Genomic DNA, 20,683 nt, shown 5'->3' with positions numbered 1-20,683 from the left:
GATCGGCTTGCCACGCGCCGGGCGGTCGGTCCTCCGCGCCGACGCTCGCATCGGCGCCGGCCCTATCGGTGGTGCTCGACATGGCGGTCATGGTTGGTGCTCGACGGCGTGGCCTCGCGCGAGGTCACCGTTGCGTCGCCGGACGCCCGAAAGCTGCAACCTCGACGGCGTCCAACCTGGAGCCCCCCTCGGTAAATGTTCAGTGCGTCAAGGGCAATGCGGTCCCAGGCATACCGTGACAGGGCGCGGCTGCGGCCCGCCGCGCCCATGCTCTCGCATTGAAAACTCTGCGCGAGAAGGCTTCTCAACGCAGCCGATAAGACGCCCGGGCTTCCGGGCGGAAGCACCAGCCCGGTGACGTTGTCCACCACGACGTCGTTGAGCACCCCGACACCGAAGGCCACCACCGCCACACCACAGGCCATCGCCTGTAGCGGCGTTGTCGCGCGCGGTGGCTCTCGGGGCGTGCACGCGACCACGTCGGCGGACCGCACCACCATCGGCAGTTCGTCGGCGGCGACCGTGCCCGCGAACCGGACCCGGTCGGCCACCCCCAAGCCGGTGGCGAGATGTCGCAGCCGGGCCCGTGCCTCGTCATGCTCCCGGTTGGCGACTTCGGTCTCGGCGACCACCACCTCCGCGCCCGGAACCCGGGGCAGGGCGCCGATGACGACATCGAGGCCGTTGCAGGGCAATGGGTTCGGCGCGATGCAGAGCACGCGGCGCAGGTCGGCCCGGGCCAGCGCCGGGCCCCTCGAGTCGTATCGCTCGACGTCGACACCGCTCGTCAAAGCGGACACGCGGGCGCGGCTGCGGCGCAGCCGGCTCAGCGCCTCGACGTCGTCGGCGCTCTCACCCGTGACCCACGTCGCGCCGCGCGCCAGTAGCGGTTCGATCCGCGTCCGTTCGCTGTCCCGTGGCGCCTTCCCGCCGGCACCGGGCCCACGGGTGGTGGCCAGGCCCAGGAAACTCTGCACGGTGGGCACGCCTCGCCGCGGGGCGGCCAATTGGGCGGCCAGACCGCCCAGCCAGCCGTACGCATGCACGATGTCCGGCGTCTGCGCTGCCCACGCGCGTTCCAGCGCACCCGCCCATTCGCCCACGTATGGCAACACCTCGGCGTCCGACTTCGCCGCCCTTGGGCCCACGGGCACCGACAAGGTGCGGTGACGGTCGGCGCGGGTCTGCGCTGCTCGGTGATCTCCGCGGCGAACGAAATGAGTGACGTCATGTCCGCGTGCGGCGAGCGCCATACACAGCTGCCGGGGGTCGTCCCCGTGGATGTCGTCGCCGCTCACGATCGCGATCTTCAAGACGCCCCTGTCGATCCGGTGGCACATACCCCCGTCCCCCACCGCACCGTGCGTAGTCCTCACCCATCCAGATTTACCCAGACCGGCATCCGGAAAACGCACGCCCCGGCACTTCGTGCGCCCCTTCCGTCAATTCGTTTTTTCGGATAGTCGGGGCGAAACGCGAACGGGGGGCATCGTTAGCGGGACGGCGGCGCGGCCGTCGAGTGGGGAGACTGGGTGGGTGGGCGAGCGACGCGCGGCGGCCCGTCGCGCTGGTAGTTCTGGTGGCCTCGGCGGGTGGTCTGGACGCTTTGTCGACCGTCGTGGGCGACCTGTCGGCCGAGTTTCCGGCCGCAATCGTGGTGCACACGGTGCAACAACACCGCAGATGGCGCAACAGGGCCTCGAAAGCCTCGTCGGTCGTACCGTCCGTCAAATTCCCGTGAGCTCCACGGTTGCTCGAAGACTGGAACAGTACTCGCCAGCTCACATGTGGTCCTCCCGACCGAGCAAGGCCCAGACCGTCTTCCCCGACGGGGTCGGCGTACTGCCCCACACGCGACACAATGCGGAGACGATGGCCAGTCCGGACACGATTTCGGCGCCGCGCTCATCTTCGTGCCGGCTCGGCAGGCGGGCGTTGCAGTCCTCGACCGCGACGGTGACGCCGTCGCGATAGCTTTCCACGAGTACCACCGGCGAACTCTCGGTGTGCTCGAGAACATTTTCGACGAAGACCGTCGCGACCGTGGCCGCCGCCGAAATGAGGTCTGGGCGGTCCCATTCTTTGAGCCAATCGGTGACGACGGCACGGGCGAAGCCGGGGCTGCCGGTGGAGCGCGGGAGCTCCGTGCGTGCCCGGCGCCGGACGTGTAACGACGAGCCGGCGACTGCGTGCAGCGCCAGCTCGCGGGTGGCGTGCACCGCCACGTATCCGGCCACGCCGTTGGCGGCGATCGCCCGCCGGGCGTGCGGTTCCGAGCACACCAGCATGATGGGCACGTCGGGCCAGATGCTGACATGCCAGCGGGCGCTGGTGAACACGATCCAGGCGGAGGCCGCCGGCGCGGAAAGCCGATCGACGTCGACGATCACCGCACGGGGCTCGTCCAGGGCGGCCTTGATCACCGCGTCGCGCACGCTTCGGTACGTGGAGCTGTCCAGGATCCCGGCAACCAGCAGGATCGGGACCGCTTGCTCGGTGTGGACGTGGATGCGGATGGCCGACGCGCCCTCAGTCATCGGCACCGCCGGCGGCTTGACGGCTGTTGGACAACCTCGCGCTGAGCACGGTCAAAGCCCGTTCGGTTTCTTCGGTGAGGCCCTCGTAACGCCGTTTGAGCGGGCCGGGACCCACCCGCTGGTCGCCTCGATCACCACTTCCGACTACCCGCCTCAGTGGTAGGTAACCCACTCGACGATGGATAGTCGATGACGGATAGTCAGGTGTCGCGGATGTCCGCCCATGCGCGCCGTGGCGAAGCCGCGGCAGAGATGGTGCGCGATCACGGGATTCGACCCAAGAAACCGCCCGCGAGGAATCGGTTTGACCCGTCTTGAAAGTTTTCCCCACGCGCCCGGCGGGCATTCTCCCGGGGACGTCTGGGATGGCGCATCGTAGAGAGGATGGATCATGCCGAATTCGTCGATCAAGAACGAGAAGCTGTACAAAGATTTGCGTAAGCAAGGCGACTCCAAGGAAAAGGCGGCCCGCATTTCCAATGCGGCCGCCGCGCGCGGTAAATCCTCCGTGGGGCGTAAGGGGGGCAAGTCCGGGTCCTATACGGACTGGACCGTTCCGCAGTTGAGGAAGCGCGCGAAAGAGCTTGGCATGTCCGGGTATTCGAGCCTGACCAAGGACAAATTGGTGGCCAAGCTGCGCAATCACTGACTCCCGCCGGCGTCGGCGAGCCCCAGCCGCTCGACCAACACCAGGAAGGCGACGGCGTAGTCGTTGCCGGCGGTCAGTGCCCTCACCTGCTCCCAGTCGAGTTGTTCGCGAACGGCGCGCACCGCCGGCAGCAGCTTCGCGAAGTCGCAGTAGTGCTCGCCCAGTGCGCGTAGTTGCTGGACGAGGACCACGGTGGGCGGCAGCACAGGCATCCTGATGGCCAGCACGTCGTGCTGCTCGGCGCAGTCGAGCGTCGACGGCTCCACCCGCACGCCGTTGAGGCGGTGCAACACATCGACCACCGTGTCGCCGGTGCGCGCCTTGAACAGCCAATCCTCCGGCGGACGTTCGACGGCGAAACCGGCATCGGTGAGGGTGGCCACGGCGTCGTCCACATCGGACTCGGCGACCACGAGGTCCACGTCGTGCGTGGGTTCGGGTGCGCCGTAGGCCCACAACGCGTAGCTCCCGGCCAGCGCGAAGCGAGGCCCATTCTCCTTGAGCGCCGAGGCCGCGCCGCGCAGCGCCTCCCGCAATTGCGGGCTCGAACCCGGCACGTCGGCGTGGGTCTTGATGGGTGCCATGGTGCCTACGAGATACCCCGCTTACCAGCGTCGCAACCTGGCCGGATGGCCGGGCGCGACGTCAAGGCCGTTTAACGTGCGGTTAATTGGGCAAATCTTCGGGTTATGTCAGCCGCTTGGCGCCGCGCCTATGACGCCGCCGCCATCGTGATCCCCGCCCGCAACGAGCGGGCGAAGCTGCCGGTCTGCCTGCGGGCTGTGCTCACCGCAGCCCTGTGCGCGCCGATCCCGGTCACCACCGTGGTGGTTCTTGACGACTGCGACGACGGCAGCGCCGAGCTGGCCGGTGAGTACGGGCCCGACGTGCATTTCATCAGCGTCGACGCGCACAGCGTCGGCGCTGCGCGGGCGGTCGGCTTCGGCTACGCGCGGTCGCTGTTCGGCGACGACACCAGGTGCTGGTATGCCACCACCGACGCCGATAGCCGGGTCGACCCCGGCTGGCTCGTTCATCAGCTGGCAGCCGAAGCGGACATGGTCCTTGGCGTCGTGCGGGTTGCCGATTGGCACCGCCACGGGGCGAGCGTCGTCGATCGCTATCTGCAGTCCTACCAAGGGAATCCGCCAGGTAACGAAGGCGAGCACAATCACATCCATGGCGCCAACATGGGTTTCAGCGCGCAGGCTTACTGGCAGGTCGGCGGCTTCCGGACACTGGCCTCCGGCGAGGATGTCGACTTGGTCGAGCGACTCGAGGCCGCCGGCTACCGCATCCACCGCGACACCGAATTATCGGTCATCACCTCGGCGCGAACCCAGGCTCGGGCGCCACACGGGTTCGCTCACCACCTCAGGCAACTGGGGAGATCGGCGGCGGGTGATTGCGCGTGACGGCGGGATTGGTCAGGCACTGGCTGGAGTCCGGGCGACTCGAGTTGCCCCTGCCCGCCTCCGGGCGCACCGCCGAACGCTGGCAACGCCTGGCATCACTGGCCGAGGAGAACATCGTGGCGGCCAGGGTCGCCGAGGCGCATGTCGACGCAGTCGCGATCCTTCACGAACTGGGCGGTAAGCCCCCGGAATCGGGCCAGCTGTGGGGCGTTTGGGCGGCGGAATCCCCCGACGCGGTGCTCACGGCAACCGACGCCAACGGCGCGTTCACGCTGACGGGCACGAAGGTGTGGTGTTCGGGCGCCGGGTTTTGCACGCACGCGCTGGTGACCGCCCGCCTGGCAGACGCGACACGGGGCCTCTTCGCCGTCCAGCTGACGGATCCCGCGGTCAAACCGTTGCCCAGCACTTGGTGGAACGCCGGGATGGCCGGCAGCGACACCCGGCCGGTCCAGTTCACCAATGCCCACGCCGTCGCCGTGGGCGACCCCGGCGACTATCTGAATCGGCCCGGGTTCTGGCACGGCGCAATTGGCGTCGCCGCCTGCTGGCTCGGCGGCGCCCGCAGGGTCGCCGATCCGCTGTATCGTTGCGCCGCAAGCGAATCCGCCGACGCTTACTCGCTGGCACACCTGGGCGCGGTGGACGCCGCGCTCGCGGCCGGCGACGCCATCCTGGCCGCGGCGGCAATACAGGTCGACACCGATCCGTTCGACCGCGCCGGCACCGCCCAGCTGCTGGCCCGTCGCGTGCGCACCGTCGTGGAGCACGCGGTCGACGAAGCCATCACCCGCACCGGCCGCGCACTGGGGCCGGGCCCGCTCTGCCAGGACGGACGGCACGCCCAGCGGGTCGCCGACCTGAGCATCTACATCCGCCAGAGCCACGCCGAGCGGGACCTCGCCGAACTCGGGCGGCTCGCCGGCAGCCGGCTTTGAGGGCGCCATGAGAACCGCGCCGATCAGCAACTGCACCCGGTTCGCGGCCAAACCATTGACCCACGGCGGCACCCCGGCGCCGTTGTGGCTGGCCGCTTTCGAGCGCGGCCCCCTGCCGGCACTGGATCTCACGGGTTGCCGACGCCTTGTCGTCGTGGCGGCGCACCCGGACGACGAGACCCTGGGCCTGGGTGCGATGATCGCACAGCTGGTCGCGACGGGCGTCGACGTCCGCGTGGTGTCGGTCAGCGACGGCGGCGCCGCTCAGCCCGGGGCGACGCTGTCCGGCCGGATTCGCCTGGCGACCACTCGCCGATACGAATTACGCAGGGCCGCAGCCACTTTAGGTCTCGCTCCGCCCATGCGACTGGGCCTGCCCGACGGTGAGCTGGCCAACCACGAGGATCGGCTTACCGAGTCGCTCGTGGGAATCCTGCGGACCGCGGGTCCCGACACCTGGTGCGCCGCCACCTGGCGGGGCGACGGGCATCCCGACCACGAAGCCGTGGGACGGGCCGCCGCGGCGGCATGCGCGCGCACCGGCGTCGCGCTCATGGAATATCCGGTCTGGATGTGGCACTGGGCCAGCCCGGCCGACCCCGCCGTGCCGTGGGTCCGCGCCCGCTCGGTCCCCGCCACGGATTGGGCCGTGAACCGTAAACGCCAAGCCGTGCAATGCTATCGGAGCCAATTGCGGCCCGGGCGCGGTGAGACGCCGCCAGTACTGCCGCCGTTCGTCCTGCAGCGCTTGCTCGCCGTGGGCGAGGTTGTCTTCCGGTGAGCCCGCGGCTGCCCGACGCCTACTTCGACCAGATGTACGTCGGCACCGACGACCCCTGGCAGCTCTCGACGCGGTGGTACGAACAGCGTAAGTACGCCATCACACTCGCCATGTTGCCCGCCCGCCGCTACCGTCACGCCTTCGAACCGGGCTGCTCGATCGGCACGCTGACCGCGGAGCTGGCGCGCCGCTGTGACCACGTGACGGCGGTCGACGTGGCCGACGCGGCGCTGCGCGGCGCCGACGCCCGGCTGCGCGCGGCCGGTTGCCGGGACCGGGTCACGCTGATCCGTTCGTCGCTGGACGCCGCGTGGCCGGCCGGGCCCTTCGACCTGCTGGTGCTCAGTGAGGTCGCCTACTACCTCACGGCCGAGACGCTGGCCGCCGCGCTGCGCCGCGAATGCCCCCGGCTGTTGCCGGGGGCGACGATCGTTGCTGCGCATTGGCGCCACGAGGTGGCCGATTACCCGCTCCCCGGCGACGCGGCCCACGACATCATCGCGCGTACGCCCGGACTGACGTCCCTGGGCCGTTATCGGGACCCGGACGTCGTCGTCGAGGTGTTCGACACCGGCGACGGACGGTCGGTGGCGGCGCGCGAGGGGGTGCCCGGGGCGAGCTGACGCGGCGCGGCCCCAGGACTGCGTGAGCGGGAAAGTGGGTAGGAAAACCCTATGCGCGTGGCGACCTTCAACATCCTGCACGGCCGCACCGTCGGCGACGGGGTCGAAGTCGAGCGGCTGCGGGACTGCGTGCGCCGCCTCGATCCCGACGTTCTCAGCTTGCAAGAGGTCGACTGCGACCAGCCACGGTCGGAACGGGCCGACCTCACCGCGGTGGCCGCCGAGGCCATGGGCGCCGTCGAGCACCGGTTCGTGGCCGCCATCTCCGGCACCCCTGGCGCGACGTGGATGGCCGCCACGGGCCGCGAACAACCCGGGACCGCGGCCTACGGAATCGCGCTGCTGTCCCGATTCCCGGTGGCCAGCTGGCAGGTCGTGCGCCTGCCCCGCATTCCGATGCGCTTTCCCATGTACCTGCCGGGTCCCAACCGGGTGATGGTCGTCGACGAAGAACCACGGGCGGCGGTGATCGCGCGGCTGCGCACCCCGATGGGCGCGCTGACTGTCGCGAACACGCACCTGTCCTTCGTGCCCGGCTGGAACCGGCGCCAGCTGCGCCGGTTGGTTCACGACCTGCACGGCCTCCCCGGTCCGCGGCTGCTGACCGGGGACCTCAACATGACGCCCAAGACCGCGCGCCGCTGGTCGGGCATGCGGGCCCTGGCCGCCGCCGCGACGTTTCCCGCGGACGCCCCCGACCGCCAGCTGGATCACATCCTGACCGACGACCGCCGTCTACGCGGCAGCGCCGTGGCGGCCGAGCCCATGGGGATCTCCGACCATCGGCCGCTGGTCGTCGACCTCGAACACGCGTGAACCGCGCTCACCCGTGCTGCTGGCCGGCCCATCCCGTCGCGCTCAACCGGCGCCGCACACGCTCGATCTCCCCCACCGAGGGCAGCTCGTCGGTGAGCCGGGTGATTTCCACCCCGACGTCGACCTTGTCGGCCGAACGACGCCTGGGCGCAAGCAGTTTCGTCGCGATGGTGGTGACTTCGTCGTCGGACACCCGTCGCGGCAGCAACGCCAGGATCGGCGCGTAGCCGAGGGCGGGCGCGCCGCTCGGGTAGCCCGCGCGCAGAAACGCGACAATGCGCACGACCCGGTCGCTCAGGCTCATCTTCCACCTCGTTCATCCGCCGCGATTCGCACCGGCCCAGCGGCCCTAGCCAGGAATAACCGGGCGCGGCGGTTTGAAACCCTGCCATTCGGGCGGACCTGAAAAGGGGCCCGGCCCGCAGCGGGACCGGACCCCTTCACCGATGACCTACTGATGTTCCTTCTGGCGCTGTTCGGCGGCCTCCGCGCCGGCGCGCGCGGACTCGGCTTCGGCCTCCTTCTTGCCGGCGTCACGCTGGGCGTCGGCCTTGTCCTGCTGGGCCCGACCCTCCTCGACCACGTCGTCGCGGCCGAGGACCGTCCCGCCGACCTCCTTGACCTTGCCCTTCACGCCCTCGACGGCGCCCTGGACGGCTTCCTGTGGTCCGCTCTTCTGATCCCCCATGGATCGACCTCCCTTCCGTTGCTGACATCTCGCCCCTACGGCTTTCCCGTCGGACGACCCGTCAAACGCCCCGGCCGGGTGCGCGCGATCACGGGAAAGCGCTGCGCCAAATCGGGGGAATCGGGCCGTTTGAACCGCAATCCAGTGGGTAGTACCCAGCGACCAACGAAAGCGGGGTGAGGCGTCTGAGGACCATCGCAGTGATCGGAGCGACCGGGACCGCGGGATCGCGCGTCGTCGCGCGGCTCAAGGCCCGTGACGTCGCGGTCGTCGAGGTTTCCCGCGCACATGGCGTCGACCTGCTGGACGGGGCGGCCCTGTACCGGGCGCTCAAGGGAGTCGACGTGGCCATCGACGTGTCCAACCCGGCGCCGAACGACGGGCAGCAGGACGTCGCCCACACCTTGACCACCGCCTCCCGCAACCTCATGGGGGTGTGCGCCGCGCGCGACGTGCAGCGTGTGGTGGTGTCGACGATGGCCTGCATCGAAGATCCGGTGTTCGACGGGGTGGCCTACTTCGAGGCCAAACGGGAGGCGAAAGAGATCCTGCTCGACGGAGCGGTCCCGACCGCGGTCGTGAAGTCCACGCCATGGTACGAATCCGCCGCCGGCCCCGCGGGGCCGGTGAATTGTGACGGGGACGAGGTGACCGTCGAGGACTGGTTGATCCAGCCCATCGCCGCCGACACCGTCGCCGACGTGCTCGTCGAGGCGGCCCTGGGACAGACGCATGCACCGCGCACCATCACGGGCCCGGAGGCCATCCGGCTACCGGAGTTGACCTCCAAAATATTTGCGCGTCAAGGTGATAGCCGCCGGGTGCGTGCGGTGAAGCCCGCCGTTCCCGCGCTCGCCGCGGGAGCGCTGCTGGCCCCCGAAGGAGCGGTGGTCGTCGGTCCCGACGTCGACACCTGGCTACGGTCGCTGCCACCGGCGAGCACCAACGGCCACGCGAAGGACGGCAGCGGAAACGTGAGCGCGTCGCTGCACCGGCCCGATTTCTCCCGGACCTGAGCGGCGCGTCGCGGCGTGCCCCGGTTCGATCCCGTTGCCGAGGCGCCCTGATCCGGCGACCCGATAAAGGCCGCGATGGCACCGATTTCGGGTCACGATTCCGTCACGATCTCGATCACGGTTCCCTAAGAATCCCCTGTTCTTGTTGAGAATTCTCAAGATTGACCACGTCGTTTGATCCTCCGCTCAGTGAACGCCTTTGTTCCGTGGCCGTATCTATGGGTTTAGGTCATTCCCTTCGTCTCGCGCGCAGACGGCCACTTTTCACTTCCGCTACTTTGGATTTCGAGGATCGGGAGCCTCTGTCGAAGAACAAATTCGCAATTCGAAGGACACATTGATCATGAAAATCAGCAGTATTGTCGCGCGCCGGCGACTGGCCGGCATCAGCGCAGGCTGCCTGCTCGGGGGAATCACCGTGGGTCTCGTCGGCGCGCCGTCGGCGGCGGCGGCGCCCGACTGCAGCCCGGGCGGAGTGAACGCCACCGTTTCGTCCGTGCGGGGCTCGGCCGAGCAGTACCTGGCGGCGCATCCGGGCGCCGGCCAGGTGGTCACGGCCGCCTATGGCCAGCCGCGTCCGGAGGCCGCGTCGAACCTGCGGACCTACTTCACGGCGCATCCGCAGGAGTACTACGACTTGCGGGGCATCCTGGCGCCGATCGGCGACACCGAAAAGCAGTGCAACGTCCAGGCCCTGCCGCCGACCCTGGAATCCGCCTATCAGGAGTTCATGGCCGGCTGATTTCGCCGCGAGAGAGAAACGACCCGCCACGGCGCCGTGGCGGGTCGTTTCTTTGCAACGTGTGAACCGCGCCCCCGGCGGGTAATTGTCCGGTCAGCGAACGTGACTGGAGGGAAATGATGCGGCTGCGTCGCAGCGTTCTCAGCAAGCCGGGCATCGCGCGCAAGCGCCGCGGGAAGAGCTTCGCATATTACGGGCCCGACGGCGAGCGACTGTCCGACCCCGAAATCCTGCAGCGGATCAAGGATCTGGTCATCCCACCGGCCTGGAAGAACGTGTGGATCTCGCCGCATCCCAATGGCCACATTCAGGCCGTCGGCGTGGATGCCGCCGGCCGCCGCCAGTACCTCTATCACACCGCATGGCAACAGGAACGCGCCGAGGAGAAGTTCGACCGCGTCCTGGAACTGTCCACCCGGTTGCCGCAGTGGCGCGCCGCCATCGCGAAAGACCTGACGCGCAGCGGGTTAACCCGCAAGCGGGTGCTGGCGCTGGCGTTACGCCTGCTGGATCGCGGTTACTTCCGCGCCGGCGGAGAGCAGTACGCGGAGGAGAACGAGTCGTACGGACTGGCGACCCTGCTGTGCGAGCACGTGGTGGTCCGGCGCGACGCGGTCGAATTCGACTTTCCCGCCAAGAGCGGCGTGCGGCGTACCGTGGAGATCGAGGACCCGGAAGTGGTCCGGGCGGTGCGCGCGCTCATGCGCCGCCCAGAGCGCACCGAGCGACTACTGGTGTGCCGCAACGCATCCGGCTGGATGGATGTGCGATCCGATGACCTCAACGCCCGGTTCAAGGAGCTCGTCGGCGACGAATACACCGTCAAGGACCTGCGGACCTGGCACGGGACGGTATTGGCGGCCACCGCTTTCGCCGACGCGGACCCGGCCGTCTCCCGGCGGGTCGCCAAACGCGTCGAGTCCGCCGTGATGAAGGAGGTCGCCGAGGAGCTGGGCAACACCCCGGCGGTGGCCCGCGGCTCCTACGTCGATCCACGCGTCGTCACCGGGTACGAGCAGGGGCTGACCATCGCCGCGGCGACGCGGCGCGCCGAACGCGCCCGGGACCCCGACTCGGCCCAGGAGATCCTGGATAGGGCAACTCGCATGCTGATCAGGCGAGTGGCCAAGGGCCACAGCGCATCCGGATCATCTGCCCTGCCCAAGAGCGCATGAATCGAATCATCGGCCCACCCGGCGACCCCCACCATTGGGCCCCGACTCTCGATTCCGTGACGCGAGCGGGTTGTCTGACAATCCGCTGAGAATCGCCGGGCCACCGCGGCGGACGGAATAACGCCGGCGAATCTGGGTATGCCCCGACCTGTGGGCAGTGCCCCGGGCACCCATTCACGCCAGGCTGCGGTCGAAACAGACGGCCGCGGGCCATCGCAGCAAACCACGCATCACCGTGGCGGGCGGCGCCGGCCGGCGAACGTAGCGACATCACCGAACCGTCTGTCGAGGAGGAACATCAATGGCCAAGCAAGAGGTCTCGGACTACCTGTTGGAGCGATTGCGGGCATGGGGCGTCGAGCACGTGTTCGCCTATCCCGGCGACGGCATCAACGGGCTGCTGGCCGCGTGGGGCCGCGCGGGCAACAAGCCGAAATTCATCCAATCGCGCCATGAGGAGATGAGCGCCTTCGAGGCCGTCGGCTACGCGAAATTCACCGGCCGGGTCGGGGTCTGCGCGGCCACATCGGGGCCGGGGGCGATCCATCTGCTCAACGGCCTCTACGACGCGAAACTCGACCACGTTCCGGTGGTGGCCATCGTCGGGCAGACCAACCGCACCGCCATGGGCGGCAACTACCAGCAGGAGGTCGACCTGCTGAACCTGTTCAAGGATGTCGCCAGCGACTACGTTCAAATGGTCACCGTCCCAGAACAATTGCCCAACGTGTTAGACCGTGCGATCCGTATCGCGATGACCCAGCGGGCGCCGACGGCGCTGATCATCCCCAGCGACGTACAGGAGCTGCCGTACTCGCCGCCCGGGCACGCGTTCAAGATGGTGCCCTCCAGCCTGGGCATCGAGTACCCGGAGATTGCCCCCGACGACGCGGCCATCACCCGTGCGGCCGAGGTCCTCAACGCGGGCAAGAAGGTCGCCATCTTGGCGGGCACCGGCGCCCGCGGGGCCCACGCAGAACTGGCCGAGGTCGCCGACCTGCTGGGCGCCGGCGCGGCCAAGGCACTGCTGGGCAAGGACGTCCTCTCGGACGAATTGCCCTGGGTCACCGGCTCCATCGGGCTGCTGGGGACGCGACCGAGTTACGAGCTGATGCGCGATTGCGACACGCTGCTCACGGTCGGATCCAGCTTCCCCTACACGCAGTTCCTGCCCGAATTCGGGCAGGCCCGCGCGGTGCAGATCGACATCGACGGCCGGCTCATCGGCATGCGCTACCCGTACGAGGTGAATCTGGTCGCCGACGCGAAGTCCGCGCTGCGGGCCCTGATTCCGCACCTGCGCCGCAAAGAGGACCGGTCGTGGCGGGAGACCATCGAGAAGAACGTGGCCCGCTGGTGGGAGACGATGGACATGGAAGCCAACGTCAGCGCCGACCCGATCAACCCGATGCGGCTGTACTCCGAGCTTTCCCCTCAACTGCCCGACGACGCCATCGTGACGGCCGACTCCGGGTCCGCAGCCAACTGGTACGCGCGCAATCTGCGATTCCGCGGCAACATGCGGGGCTCGCTGTCGGGCACGCTGGCCACGATGGGACCCGGTGTGCCCTACGCGATCGGCGCCAAATTCGGTCAGCCCGACGGGCCCGTCATCGCGTTCGTCGGCGACGGCGCCATGCAGATGAACGGCATGGCCGAACTCATCACGATCAAGCGGTACTGGCAGGAGTGGAAAGACCCGCGATTGATCATCGCGATCCTGCACAACAACGACCTCAATCAGGTCACCTGGGAGATGCGCGCCATGGCGGGCGCACCGAAATTCCATGAATCGCAAGCACTTCCCGACGTCGACTTCGCCGCGTTCGCGGCCAGCCTGGGCCTGAACGCGATGGCGATCAAGGACCCCGACGAACTCGAGGGCGCGTGGCGTAACGCCTTGGCGGCCGACCGTCCCACGGTGCTCGACGTCTTCACCGACCCCGACATGCCGCCGATCCCACCGCACGCCACCTGGGACCAGTTCAAGTCGGCCGCCACAGCGGTCCTCTCCGGCGACGAGGACCGCACGGGTTTCGTCAAGGTCGGCCTGAAAACCAAGGCGCAGGAATTCATGCCGCACAAGAAGGGATGAGGCTCACAGCCCGGCGCCGGCGCTGCGCAGGTCGTCGACGAAAAGCCGGTAGGCCTCGTCGTGTCGATCGCTGCGGTCACGCAACACCGCCGACGGATGAACCGTCGCCACCACGATCGGCTCCGGCTCCACGTCGAGGACCGACGAGGGCGGCCGCACTTGCCGGCCGCGCTGGACGGAGACCCGAAAGTCGGCTCCCAGCAAGGATTGTGCCGCGGTCGCACCGAGGCACACGATGACCTGTGGCCGCACCGCCTCGATCTCGGCGATGAGCCAGGGCCGGCAGGCGACCACCTCGGTGCGCCCCGGCTTCTGGTGGATCCGGCGCTTGCCGCCCTTGCGGGTGAACTTGAAGTGCTTGACCGCGTTCGTCTCATATGTCGACGCCGGATCGATGCCGGCGTCTTCGAGGGCCCGGGCGAGCAGCCGCCCGGCCGGCCCGACGAACGGCTCGCCCGCGCGGTCCTCCTGGTCGCCGGGCTGCTCGCCCACCAGCATGATGGGGGCACCCGGGTCGCCGCGACCGAACACCGTCTGGGTGGCATCGGCGAAAAGTGAGCAGCCGCAGCAACATTCGGCCGCCGCCCGCAGTGAATCCAGCGCCCGCTCCTCGGGCAGGTAGCGGGCGGCGCCCGGGGCTTCGGTCGCGGTCATGGTGATCCCCTGAGCCGGGGCGGGGTGCCCCGCTCCCTTGAGTGGGGCACCCCGTGGGGGGTCCTAGCCTTTGCCGACGATCGCGTCGCGGGCCCGGTCCAGCATCGCCGCGAACGGTCCGGCGGCCAGGTTGGCCGCCTGCGACTCGACGCCGGCGTGCGGGCGGGTCGGCGCGATCGCCTCGGCGAGCTTGGCCGCGCGGCCCATCCGTTGGAGCTCCTCGTCGCTCAATTCCTGCCCGAGCTTGGAGAATTCGTCGTGCTCCTCGTGCTCGGCATGCTCGACGACCGCGTCACGCAGTTCCGTCAGCAGGCGGGTGAACTCCTCGCTGTCGACGTCGAGCTTCTCCAGCTTCTGCAGGACCGTCTTGGCCTCGTGCTCTTCGTGCAGGCGCTCGTCGACCACCGCGGCCCCGCCGGAGAGCTTCCGCTTGGCCCGTGGGTGCACGATCTCCTCTTCGGCCGTTTCGTGGACGGCCAGCAGTCGCCGGAGTTCGACGAACGCCTTCTCGCGCTCTTTCCCCGACGCCGCCAGGGTTTCGGCGAACAACGAGTTGATCTGCTGGTGTTGACTGACGAGAAAGTCGACCACATCGGTGGGCGACTTGATGGCGCTCTGAGCCATGGTGTCCTTCCGATTTCTGGTTGGCGCGCGGGCTGTTGCGCGCTTTCTTTCGGCTACCCGGCGAATTCCGCCACCAAACGGGTACGCCCGCCCACCAGTGGGTAGTTCTGCACCAGGTCGCGAGAAGGAGGACGCGCATGGCCACCGGTGTCCGCACCAAGGCGGCGATCCTCGGCGCGCTCGCCGTGACGGCCGGTTGCGCCGCGCCGGGCGCGTCGCTGGAAAGCTCACCAGACGTCTTGCTGTGGTCGGTCGCCGCACCCTTGCGCGCGCCGGTGTGGTCGTATCACTCCCACACCCTCGTCGCGCTGACCGGGGATCACCGCCTGGCCGAGGTGGCCGGCGGCGACCGCCCGGGCGAGGCCACGACGCGGTTGTCGGCGCCCATGGCGGTCGGACGCAATCTGCAGATCAGCCAGACGGACGATCGCGTGGTGTTCGTGCCCCAGCCCGACCGTGGCCGCGTCGCCGAGGTCGACCTCGAAAGTCTGCGCCAGGTCGGCGATTTCGACGCCGGACCCGCCCCCGCGTATCTGGCCGAGGACGCCGGATTGCGGACGCTGCTGGCGTTGTCGTCGGATGGAACGTCCGTGACGCCGGTGGACCAGTACGGCTTCCGCAGACTGCCCACCGCGCCGATCGCCGGTGATCCCGCCGACACCATCGACGGCGCGAACCGGGGCCGCGAGATCGAATACCACGTCTACGCGCCGTCCGGAATCCGCCACTACCAAGGGTCTTCGTCCCCCGCGGCAGAGCGCGGCTCGCTGAACATGAACGTGGCGGTCGCTGCGGGCGACGGCGCCGCGGTGACGCGCAGCTACGTGGCCGGCCACGACGACGGCACGCTGTACGCCGTGGACTCGCGCCGCGGCGATGACGGCCTGACGGTGCTGGCCAGCACCCGGCTGCCGTCGCCGATCCGCGAACTGGGCACTGACGACACCAGGATCTATGCCGCCACGGACCACGAGGTGGTGGTGCTCGAGACGGCGAGCTTCACCGGCTTCCCGACGCGGACGATCCCCGTGATCCGCGTCAGCGGCTACCGGGCGGGATTGCCGCCGGCGGCCCGATCGGCGGCCTTGTCCGGCATGGCGATTGGGCCACATCGGGTGTACCTGACCCTGGCGGACACCCCCTATGTGGTCAGCATCGCCAAACCGCGCCTGTGACGCATCGCCGGATCGTCGGCTACATTGCGGGCAGGTGCGGCCGGTAAGGAGGCGCTGGCGTGACCGACCCGCAGGACTCGTATTGGCAGAACCCGTACACGTACGACCCGCTGGGCCGGCTCCCACCCGCCCCGCCGCCGGAACCGCCGGTGTTCGCGCCGCCACCCGCACCGCCCCACCGACCGCCCGTCAACGTGTTGGCGACGCTGTCGCTGGTGTTCGCGTTCGTGTTCGCGCCGGTCGGGGCGATCCTGGGGCACGCCGGGCTGGCGCAGATCCGTCGCACCGGCGAGCTCGGCCGGGACCGTGCCCGCGCGGGCTTGGCGTTGTCGTATGCGTTCATCGCGGTCGCCGTCGTCGCCCTGGTCGCGTGGGCGACCCTGGGCGCCGCCCCGTCCACCACCCAGACCGCCGAGCCCACGACGACCTCCGCGAGCGCGCCGTCCCCGGCGGCCCCGGGCCCCGTCGCGCCGGGCGCCCTGGCGGCGTTGCTGCCCGGCGCCGACGCCCTGAAGAACATCACCACCGACCAAAATCTCGAGGCCGGCCAGACGTGGGACAACCCGGGCCGCTCCAGCGCGGAAGGGGCCATCGACCGCCCCGAATGCTGGGGCAGCGTCGCCCCCGGGACGCCGGACGCCTACACCGGCGACGGGCTGGCCGGATACCACGCGGCGGAGTTCCGCGACTCGCGCAGCTTCCTCAAGTCGACGCAGGTCATCCAGGCGGTGGTGGCCTTCCGCGACCCGGCGGCGGCCCAGTCACAGCTGGCGGCGCTGCTGGCGGGGTGGCGCCAATGCGGCGGGTCGACCGTAACCCTGACACCGCCCCACGGGGAGGGGCTGCAGTTTGCGGTGGGCGCGCCCGCCGATGCGGGCAACGGCATCACCACGCTGGACCTGACGCCCAAGGGGCTCCAGATCCGCTCGGCCCGGGCCATCGCGACCAAGGCCAACGTCATCGTCGACCTGATGGTCTCCTGCAGCGGCACGACGGACAGCGGCCAGCCGCGGCTGGCCGGGGTGGGCATCGCCACCTACGTGCTGGGCAAGATCCCTGGCTAGGGTGGGGCGCATGAAGTATCTCGCCGTGGACGGAGTGGGACGGGTCAGCCGGATCGGCTTGGGGACCTGGCAGTTCGGCTCACGGGAATGGGGCTACGGGGAGGGCTACGCGTCGGGCGCCGCGCGCGACATCGTGCGCCGCGCCCTCGCCCTGGGGGTGACGCTGTTCGACACCGCCGAGGTGTACGGGCTGGGCAAGAGCGAGCGGATCCTCGGCGAGGCGCTCGGCGACGAGCGCGCCGACGTCGCGGTGGCCAGCAAGATCATGCCGGTCGCGCCGTTCCCCGCAGTGGTCAAGCAGCGCGAGCGCGCCAGCGCGCGGCGGCTGGGCCTCGATCGCATCCCGCTCTACCAGATTCACCAGTCCAACCCGCTGGTGCCCGACACGGTGATCATGCCGGGCATGCGCGACCTGCTCGACAGCGGCAAGATCGGCGCGGTCGGCGTCTCCAACTACTCGCTCGCGCGGTGGCAGAAGGCCGACGCCGCGCTAGGCCGGCCGGTCGTCAGCAATCAGGTCCACTTCTCGCTGGCCCACGCCGGGCCGCTGGAGGACCTGGTGCCTTTCGCCGAGCGGGAGAACCGCGTCGTGATCGCCTACAGCCCGCTCGAGCAGGGGCTACTCGGCGGCAAATACGGCCTGGACAACCGCCCCGGCGGGGTGCGGGCGCTGAACTCGCTGTTCGGCACCGAGAACCTGCGCCGGGTCGAGCCGCTGTTGCAGACGCTGCGCGACGTGGCGACGACGGTCGGCGCCAAGCCGGCTCAGGTGGCGCTGGCCTGGCTGATCAGTTATCCGGGTGTCGTCGCCATCCCGGGGGCGTCCAGCGTGGAGCAGCTCGAGTTCAACGTCGCCGCCGCCGACCTCGAACTGCCCCCGGACGCCCGCGAGGCGCTCACCGGGGCGGCCCGCGCCTTCCGGCCGGTCTCGGCCGGGCGTTTCCTGACCGACCTGGTCCGCGAGAAGCTGGGCCGCTGAGCCTGATGGCGGCGACCCGCCGCGCCCGGCTACGCCGCGCTTGCGATCGCCGCTAGGACTGGGCGGAATCCGCGAACGCGGCGGGGCTGGCGGGCGCTCCCCTGGCCACCACGACCGGCATCGAGGTCGCGGCGTTGGTTCGCAGGATGGTGTGCACCACGTCGATGAGGTCCTCGACCGGCATCAGCTTGCCGGGCATGCACCCGCGGGACGCCCACAGCGGGACGGCCTTCATGGCGAGGTCCATGTCCCAGCCGATGTTCATTCCCGTCGCCGCGTCCCCCTCGCCACCCGGGCATTCGCCGACGATGAGGGTGGTGAACCCGATGTCGGGGTGTTCGGCCCGCCACGCGTCGACCATCCGCTCCAGGGCCGCCTTGCTGACGCCGTACGCGCCCAGGCCCGGCCACGGCGGCCCGAACGTGCCCGCGTCGGAGGACAGGTAGACCGCCTTGCCCGCGGACACCGTCAGGTGCGGCACCGCGGCGGCGGTCACCAGCGCCGCGCCGACGACGTTGGTGTCGAAGATGCGCCGCCAGGTGGCGGCATCGGTGTCGACCATGCGGACCAGTGGCCCGACGGCGGGGGTGTAGACGATGTTGTCGATACCGCCCAGGGCGTCGGCGGCGGCGGCGATCGCCGACCGGCACGACGCCTCATCGGTGACGTCGCATTCGATGGCGATCGCGCCCGGGCCGGCTTCCTTGGCCGCCGCCTCGATGCGTTCGCGGCGCCGGGCCAGCAGCGCGACCTGGTCGCCCCGCTGGGCGAGACCGACCCCGATGCAGCGACCGAGTCCGCTCGAGGCGCCCACCACCACTGTCCTTGACATATTTGCCCTCTCTTGTAACGAGCTGCCGTCGGCAAGAACCTACCGGATCTCGTGCATCGCGGGACGAAAGGTGGGCCGCTCAGTTCCGGACGACGGTGTTCCGGTCCCCGAACTTGGCCTGGTACATGGCCGCGTCCGCCCTGGCCGTGACCGTGTCGACGGAGTCACCGGGAAGGGCGAGGGTGGCGCCGATGCTCAGCGTCGCGGAGAACGTCTTGCCGGAGACATGGATGGGTTCGGCGGCCCGGCAGCGAATCTTCTCGGCGATCTGGGTGAGCTCGTCGATGCTGCGCACGCCGGGCAGCAAGACCAGCATTTCGTCGCCCCCCGTCCGGCCTACGGTGTCCCCGCGGCGCACGCTTCCCCGGATCCGCGCGGCCAGTGTGGCAAGCACGAAGTCGCCGATGCCGTGACCCCACGTGTCGTTGATTTCCTTGAAATGGTCGACGTCGCAGAACAAGACGCCGACATACGTTCCGGCGGCTAGTGGCTGCTCCAGCGCGGAGGCGAGCCGGCCGATCGCCTCGGCCCGGTTCACCAAGCCGGTCAAGGTGTCGAACCGGGCCAGCCGTTCGAGTCGTTGCTCGGCCTCCACCTGATCGTCGACGATGCGCAGCGCGGCGATGAGGCCATCGGTCCCGCCGTCGGCGCCGACATAGGGCTTCCCGTGGCCGTCGACCCAGCGGAAGCTGCCGTCGGCGGAGCGGATCCGGAACCGTTGCAGGACCGATTCACCGCCGGCGATCCGCTGCAGGGCCGCCATGACCGCGTCGCGGTCGTCGTGGTGGATCTGGCGAGTGAATTGTGCGCCGGTCCAGCGTTCGGGTGGTCCGCCGAACGCGGCCTGCACCGACGGTGAGATCCACGCGACGTCCGCCCCGCGGAGGTGGACGATGACGTCCACCGCGTTGTCGGCGAGGATGCGGTACCGCGCCTCGGCGTCCGCGCGTTGCTTGCTGACCAGCTCCTTCTCGATCAGCAGTCGCTGCTCGTTCTGGATGAACGCAAACGTGATCATCCCGACGAGCAGGGTGCCCAGCAGGATCGAGAAGGTCCAGTCGGCGTGTTCGCCCAGCCCGAGCCGCTTGAACATCGGCCGTGACACCGCGACGACGACCGGAAGCGCGGCGAGCAGGGCCGCCAACCGCAGCAGCGACGCCTTGTCGGGCCGGGCGAGCAGCCAGGCGACCGGAAACCGGTCGGGGCGTGCCAGCGTCGTCGCGGCGGCCAGCAGCAACAGGGCCAGCGCCGTCATGAGCGCCTGACCGGTCCCGGGCGAGTAGCCCACCAGCGCCAGGGCGTTGAACAGGTAGGCCCCGACCGTGACGAACGGGATGGCCCCGCCGGCCGCCATGCACGTGGGCCAGACCACGCGGGTCCACCGATCCACCCGTATCAGGCCGACGGCTGCCGCCACGAACACGACCGACACCGCCGTCTGCGGGCTCGGACGTCCCGGCCACGCCTGTTGTGACGTGCGCACCGCGTCGCCGAACCACATCAGGTCCAGGCCGGGCAGACCGCGGGTCGCGTACTCCAGGAGGGCGATAGCGGCGAGGGCACCCACCACCACGGCCAGGCCGCGCCCGGCCCACACGCGCCACCGCGGGGGGTGACCCGACTGCGCCACGACCGCCGCACCGAGCGCCACCAACCACAAAACGGTCCACGGCATCATCTGCGGCCAGGTCGGATAGACCCGGGTCAGCGTGTCGGTCCGGGTCGCCCAGCCCACCCAGACCATGGCGGCAATGGCGAACACCACCAGCAGGGCGATCCGCCTGCACCAGGCCACGTCTTTCAGGCATGCGTCGGGGCCGGCCCTGTCCATCGGCTGCCCCTTCCTCCCCCCGGCGGCGCAACCGACAGTGTGCGCGGAC

22 protein-coding genes are annotated in these 20,683 nt (G+C 69.7%); 13 read left to right on the top strand and 9 right to left on the bottom strand.

What is annotated here, in order from left to right:
• Window positions 1–62: 62 nt before the first annotated feature.
• Together G6N37_RS00735 and G6N37_RS00725 are read right to left on the bottom strand one after the other, a co-directional pair.
• Window positions 63–1,313, bottom strand: coding sequence for a glycosyltransferase (locus G6N37_RS00735; RefSeq protein ID WP_163684392.1), 1,251 nt, complete (start codon window positions 1,311–1,313; stop codon window positions 63–65).
• 468 nt (window positions 1,314–1,781) lie between these two features.
• Window positions 1,782–2,537 carry a sulfate transporter gene (locus tag G6N37_RS00725; protein ID WP_163684389.1) on the bottom strand — a complete coding sequence of 252 codons (756 nt, stop codon included), beginning with the start codon at window positions 2,535–2,537 and terminating at the stop codon, window positions 1,782–1,784.
• Between the two features lie 391 nt (window positions 2,538–2,928).
• On the opposite strand from G6N37_RS00725, the gene G6N37_RS00720 reads away from it, so the two are divergent.
• Window positions 2,929–3,186 (top strand): DUF7218 family protein, encoded by a 258-nt coding sequence (locus G6N37_RS00720; RefSeq protein ID WP_163674597.1) that lies wholly within the window; start codon window positions 2,929–2,931, stop codon window positions 3,184–3,186.
• Here G6N37_RS00720 and G6N37_RS00715 read toward each other — a convergent pair.
• A complete protein-coding gene (locus G6N37_RS00715) occupies window positions 3,180–3,770 on the bottom strand; it encodes a nucleotidyltransferase family protein (RefSeq protein ID WP_163674593.1) in 591 nt (196 codons plus the stop codon). The genes G6N37_RS00720 and G6N37_RS00715 overlap by 7 nt on opposite strands.
• A gap of 105 nt (window positions 3,771–3,875) precedes the next feature.
• Here G6N37_RS00715 and G6N37_RS00710 point away from each other — a divergent pair, with 105 nt between their 5' ends.
• Genes G6N37_RS00710 through G6N37_RS00690 form a run of 5 tightly spaced genes read left to right on the top strand, consistent with a single transcriptional unit; the run spans window position 3,876 to window position 7,759 of the window.
• Window positions 3,876–4,601, top strand: a complete 726-nt coding sequence (locus tag G6N37_RS00710) for a glycosyltransferase (RefSeq protein ID WP_163674590.1) — start codon at window positions 3,876–3,878, stop codon at window positions 4,599–4,601.
• Window positions 4,598–5,539: an acyl-CoA dehydrogenase family protein gene (locus tag G6N37_RS00705; protein WP_163674587.1), complete on the top strand. Its 942-nt coding sequence runs from the start codon at window positions 4,598–4,600 to the stop codon at window positions 5,537–5,539. Before G6N37_RS00710 ends, G6N37_RS00705 begins: the two co-directional genes overlap by 4 nt.
• A 7-nt stretch (window positions 5,540–5,546) precedes the next feature.
• Window positions 5,547–6,320, top strand: coding sequence for a PIG-L deacetylase family protein (locus G6N37_RS00700; RefSeq protein ID WP_163674584.1), 774 nt, complete (start codon window positions 5,547–5,549; stop codon window positions 6,318–6,320).
• A complete protein-coding gene (locus tag G6N37_RS00695; RefSeq protein WP_232075206.1) occupies window positions 6,317–6,943 on the top strand; it encodes an SAM-dependent methyltransferase in 627 nt (208 codons plus the stop codon). Before G6N37_RS00700 ends, G6N37_RS00695 begins: the two co-directional genes overlap by 4 nt.
• 51 nt (window positions 6,944–6,994) lie before the next feature.
• Window positions 6,995–7,759 (top strand): endonuclease/exonuclease/phosphatase family protein, encoded by a 765-nt coding sequence (locus G6N37_RS00690; RefSeq protein ID WP_163674581.1) that lies wholly within the window; start codon window positions 6,995–6,997, stop codon window positions 7,757–7,759.
• Between the two features lie 7 nt (window positions 7,760–7,766).
• Here the strand turns inward: G6N37_RS00690 and G6N37_RS00685 are convergent, their stop codons facing one another.
• Window positions 7,767–8,063 (bottom strand): DUF3349 domain-containing protein, encoded by a 297-nt coding sequence (locus G6N37_RS00685; protein WP_163674578.1) that lies wholly within the window; start codon window positions 8,061–8,063, stop codon window positions 7,767–7,769.
• A gap of 147 nt (window positions 8,064–8,210) precedes the next feature.
• The gene (gene mbp1 / locus G6N37_RS00680) at window positions 8,211–8,447 is read right to left on the bottom strand and encodes a microaggregate-binding protein 1 (protein WP_163674575.1); all 237 of its coding nucleotides are present in this window, start codon (window positions 8,445–8,447) and stop codon (window positions 8,211–8,213) included.
• 176 nt (window positions 8,448–8,623) lie between these two features.
• On the opposite strand from mbp1, the gene G6N37_RS00675 reads away from it, so the two are divergent.
• The 4 genes from G6N37_RS00675 (at window position 8,624) to G6N37_RS00660 (ending at window position 13,475) form a co-directional block, all read left to right on the top strand.
• On the top strand, window positions 8,624–9,463 hold the full coding sequence (locus G6N37_RS00675) for an SDR family oxidoreductase (protein WP_163674572.1): 840 nt from the start codon (window positions 8,624–8,626) through the stop codon (window positions 9,461–9,463).
• Between the two features lie 343 nt (window positions 9,464–9,806).
• Complete coding sequence (locus G6N37_RS00670) at window positions 9,807–10,205, top strand: heme-binding protein (protein ID WP_163674569.1); 399 nt, start codon at window positions 9,807–9,809, stop codon at window positions 10,203–10,205.
• Window positions 10,206–10,324: 119 nt separating this feature from the next.
• Window positions 10,325–11,380: a DNA topoisomerase IB gene (locus G6N37_RS00665; protein WP_167527414.1), complete on the top strand. Its 1,056-nt coding sequence runs from the start codon at window positions 10,325–10,327 to the stop codon at window positions 11,378–11,380.
• A 301-nt stretch (window positions 11,381–11,681) separates the two neighbouring features.
• Window positions 11,682–13,475 carry a thiamine pyrophosphate-requiring protein gene (locus tag G6N37_RS00660; RefSeq protein WP_163674551.1) on the top strand — a complete coding sequence of 598 codons (1,794 nt, stop codon included), beginning with the start codon at window positions 11,682–11,684 and terminating at the stop codon, window positions 13,473–13,475.
• A 3-nt stretch (window positions 13,476–13,478) separates the two neighbouring features.
• On the opposite strand, the gene G6N37_RS00655 is transcribed toward G6N37_RS00660, so the two are convergent.
• Both G6N37_RS00655 and G6N37_RS00650 read right to left on the bottom strand, forming a co-directional pair.
• Complete coding sequence (locus G6N37_RS00655; protein ID WP_163674548.1) at window positions 13,479–14,129, bottom strand: UdgX family uracil-DNA binding protein; 651 nt, start codon at window positions 14,127–14,129, stop codon at window positions 13,479–13,481.
• Window positions 14,130–14,192: 63 nt separating this feature from the next.
• The gene (locus G6N37_RS00650) at window positions 14,193–14,753 is read right to left on the bottom strand and encodes a hemerythrin domain-containing protein (RefSeq protein ID WP_163674545.1); all 561 of its coding nucleotides are present in this window, start codon (window positions 14,751–14,753) and stop codon (window positions 14,193–14,195) included.
• A gap of 137 nt (window positions 14,754–14,890) precedes the next feature.
• Here G6N37_RS00650 and G6N37_RS00645 point away from each other — a divergent pair, with 137 nt between their 5' ends.
• From G6N37_RS00645 to G6N37_RS00635, 3 genes are read left to right on the top strand one after another with little or no spacing between them, the layout of a single operon-like run.
• A complete protein-coding gene (locus tag G6N37_RS00645) occupies window positions 14,891–15,928 on the top strand; it encodes a hypothetical protein (protein ID WP_163674542.1) in 1,038 nt (345 codons plus the stop codon).
• Window positions 15,929–15,987: 59 nt separating this feature from the next.
• Window positions 15,988–16,992: a sensor domain-containing protein gene (locus tag G6N37_RS00640; protein WP_163674539.1), complete on the top strand. Its 1,005-nt coding sequence runs from the start codon at window positions 15,988–15,990 to the stop codon at window positions 16,990–16,992.
• Between the two features lie 10 nt (window positions 16,993–17,002).
• The gene (locus G6N37_RS00635; RefSeq protein WP_163674536.1) at window positions 17,003–17,971 is read left to right on the top strand and encodes an aldo/keto reductase; all 969 of its coding nucleotides are present in this window, start codon (window positions 17,003–17,005) and stop codon (window positions 17,969–17,971) included.
• A gap of 52 nt (window positions 17,972–18,023) precedes the next feature.
• On the opposite strand, the gene G6N37_RS00630 is transcribed toward G6N37_RS00635, so the two are convergent.
• Together G6N37_RS00630 and G6N37_RS00625 are read right to left on the bottom strand one after the other, a co-directional pair.
• Complete coding sequence (locus G6N37_RS00630; protein ID WP_163684385.1) at window positions 18,024–18,791, bottom strand: SDR family oxidoreductase; 768 nt, start codon at window positions 18,789–18,791, stop codon at window positions 18,024–18,026.
• Window positions 18,792–18,882: 91 nt separating this feature from the next.
• Window positions 18,883–20,634, bottom strand: a complete 1,752-nt coding sequence (locus tag G6N37_RS00625) for a sensor domain-containing diguanylate cyclase (RefSeq protein WP_163674532.1) — start codon at window positions 20,632–20,634, stop codon at window positions 18,883–18,885.
• Between the last annotated feature and the right edge of the window lie 49 nt (window positions 20,635–20,683).

Origin of the sequence: Mycobacterium seoulense (assembly GCF_010731595.1) — a bacterium.
GTDB lineage: Bacteria > Actinomycetota > Actinomycetes > Mycobacteriales > Mycobacteriaceae > Mycobacterium > Mycobacterium seoulense.
Note: the sequence above shows the minus strand (reverse complement) of the source record. Positions and strands in the feature narration are given on the sequence as shown.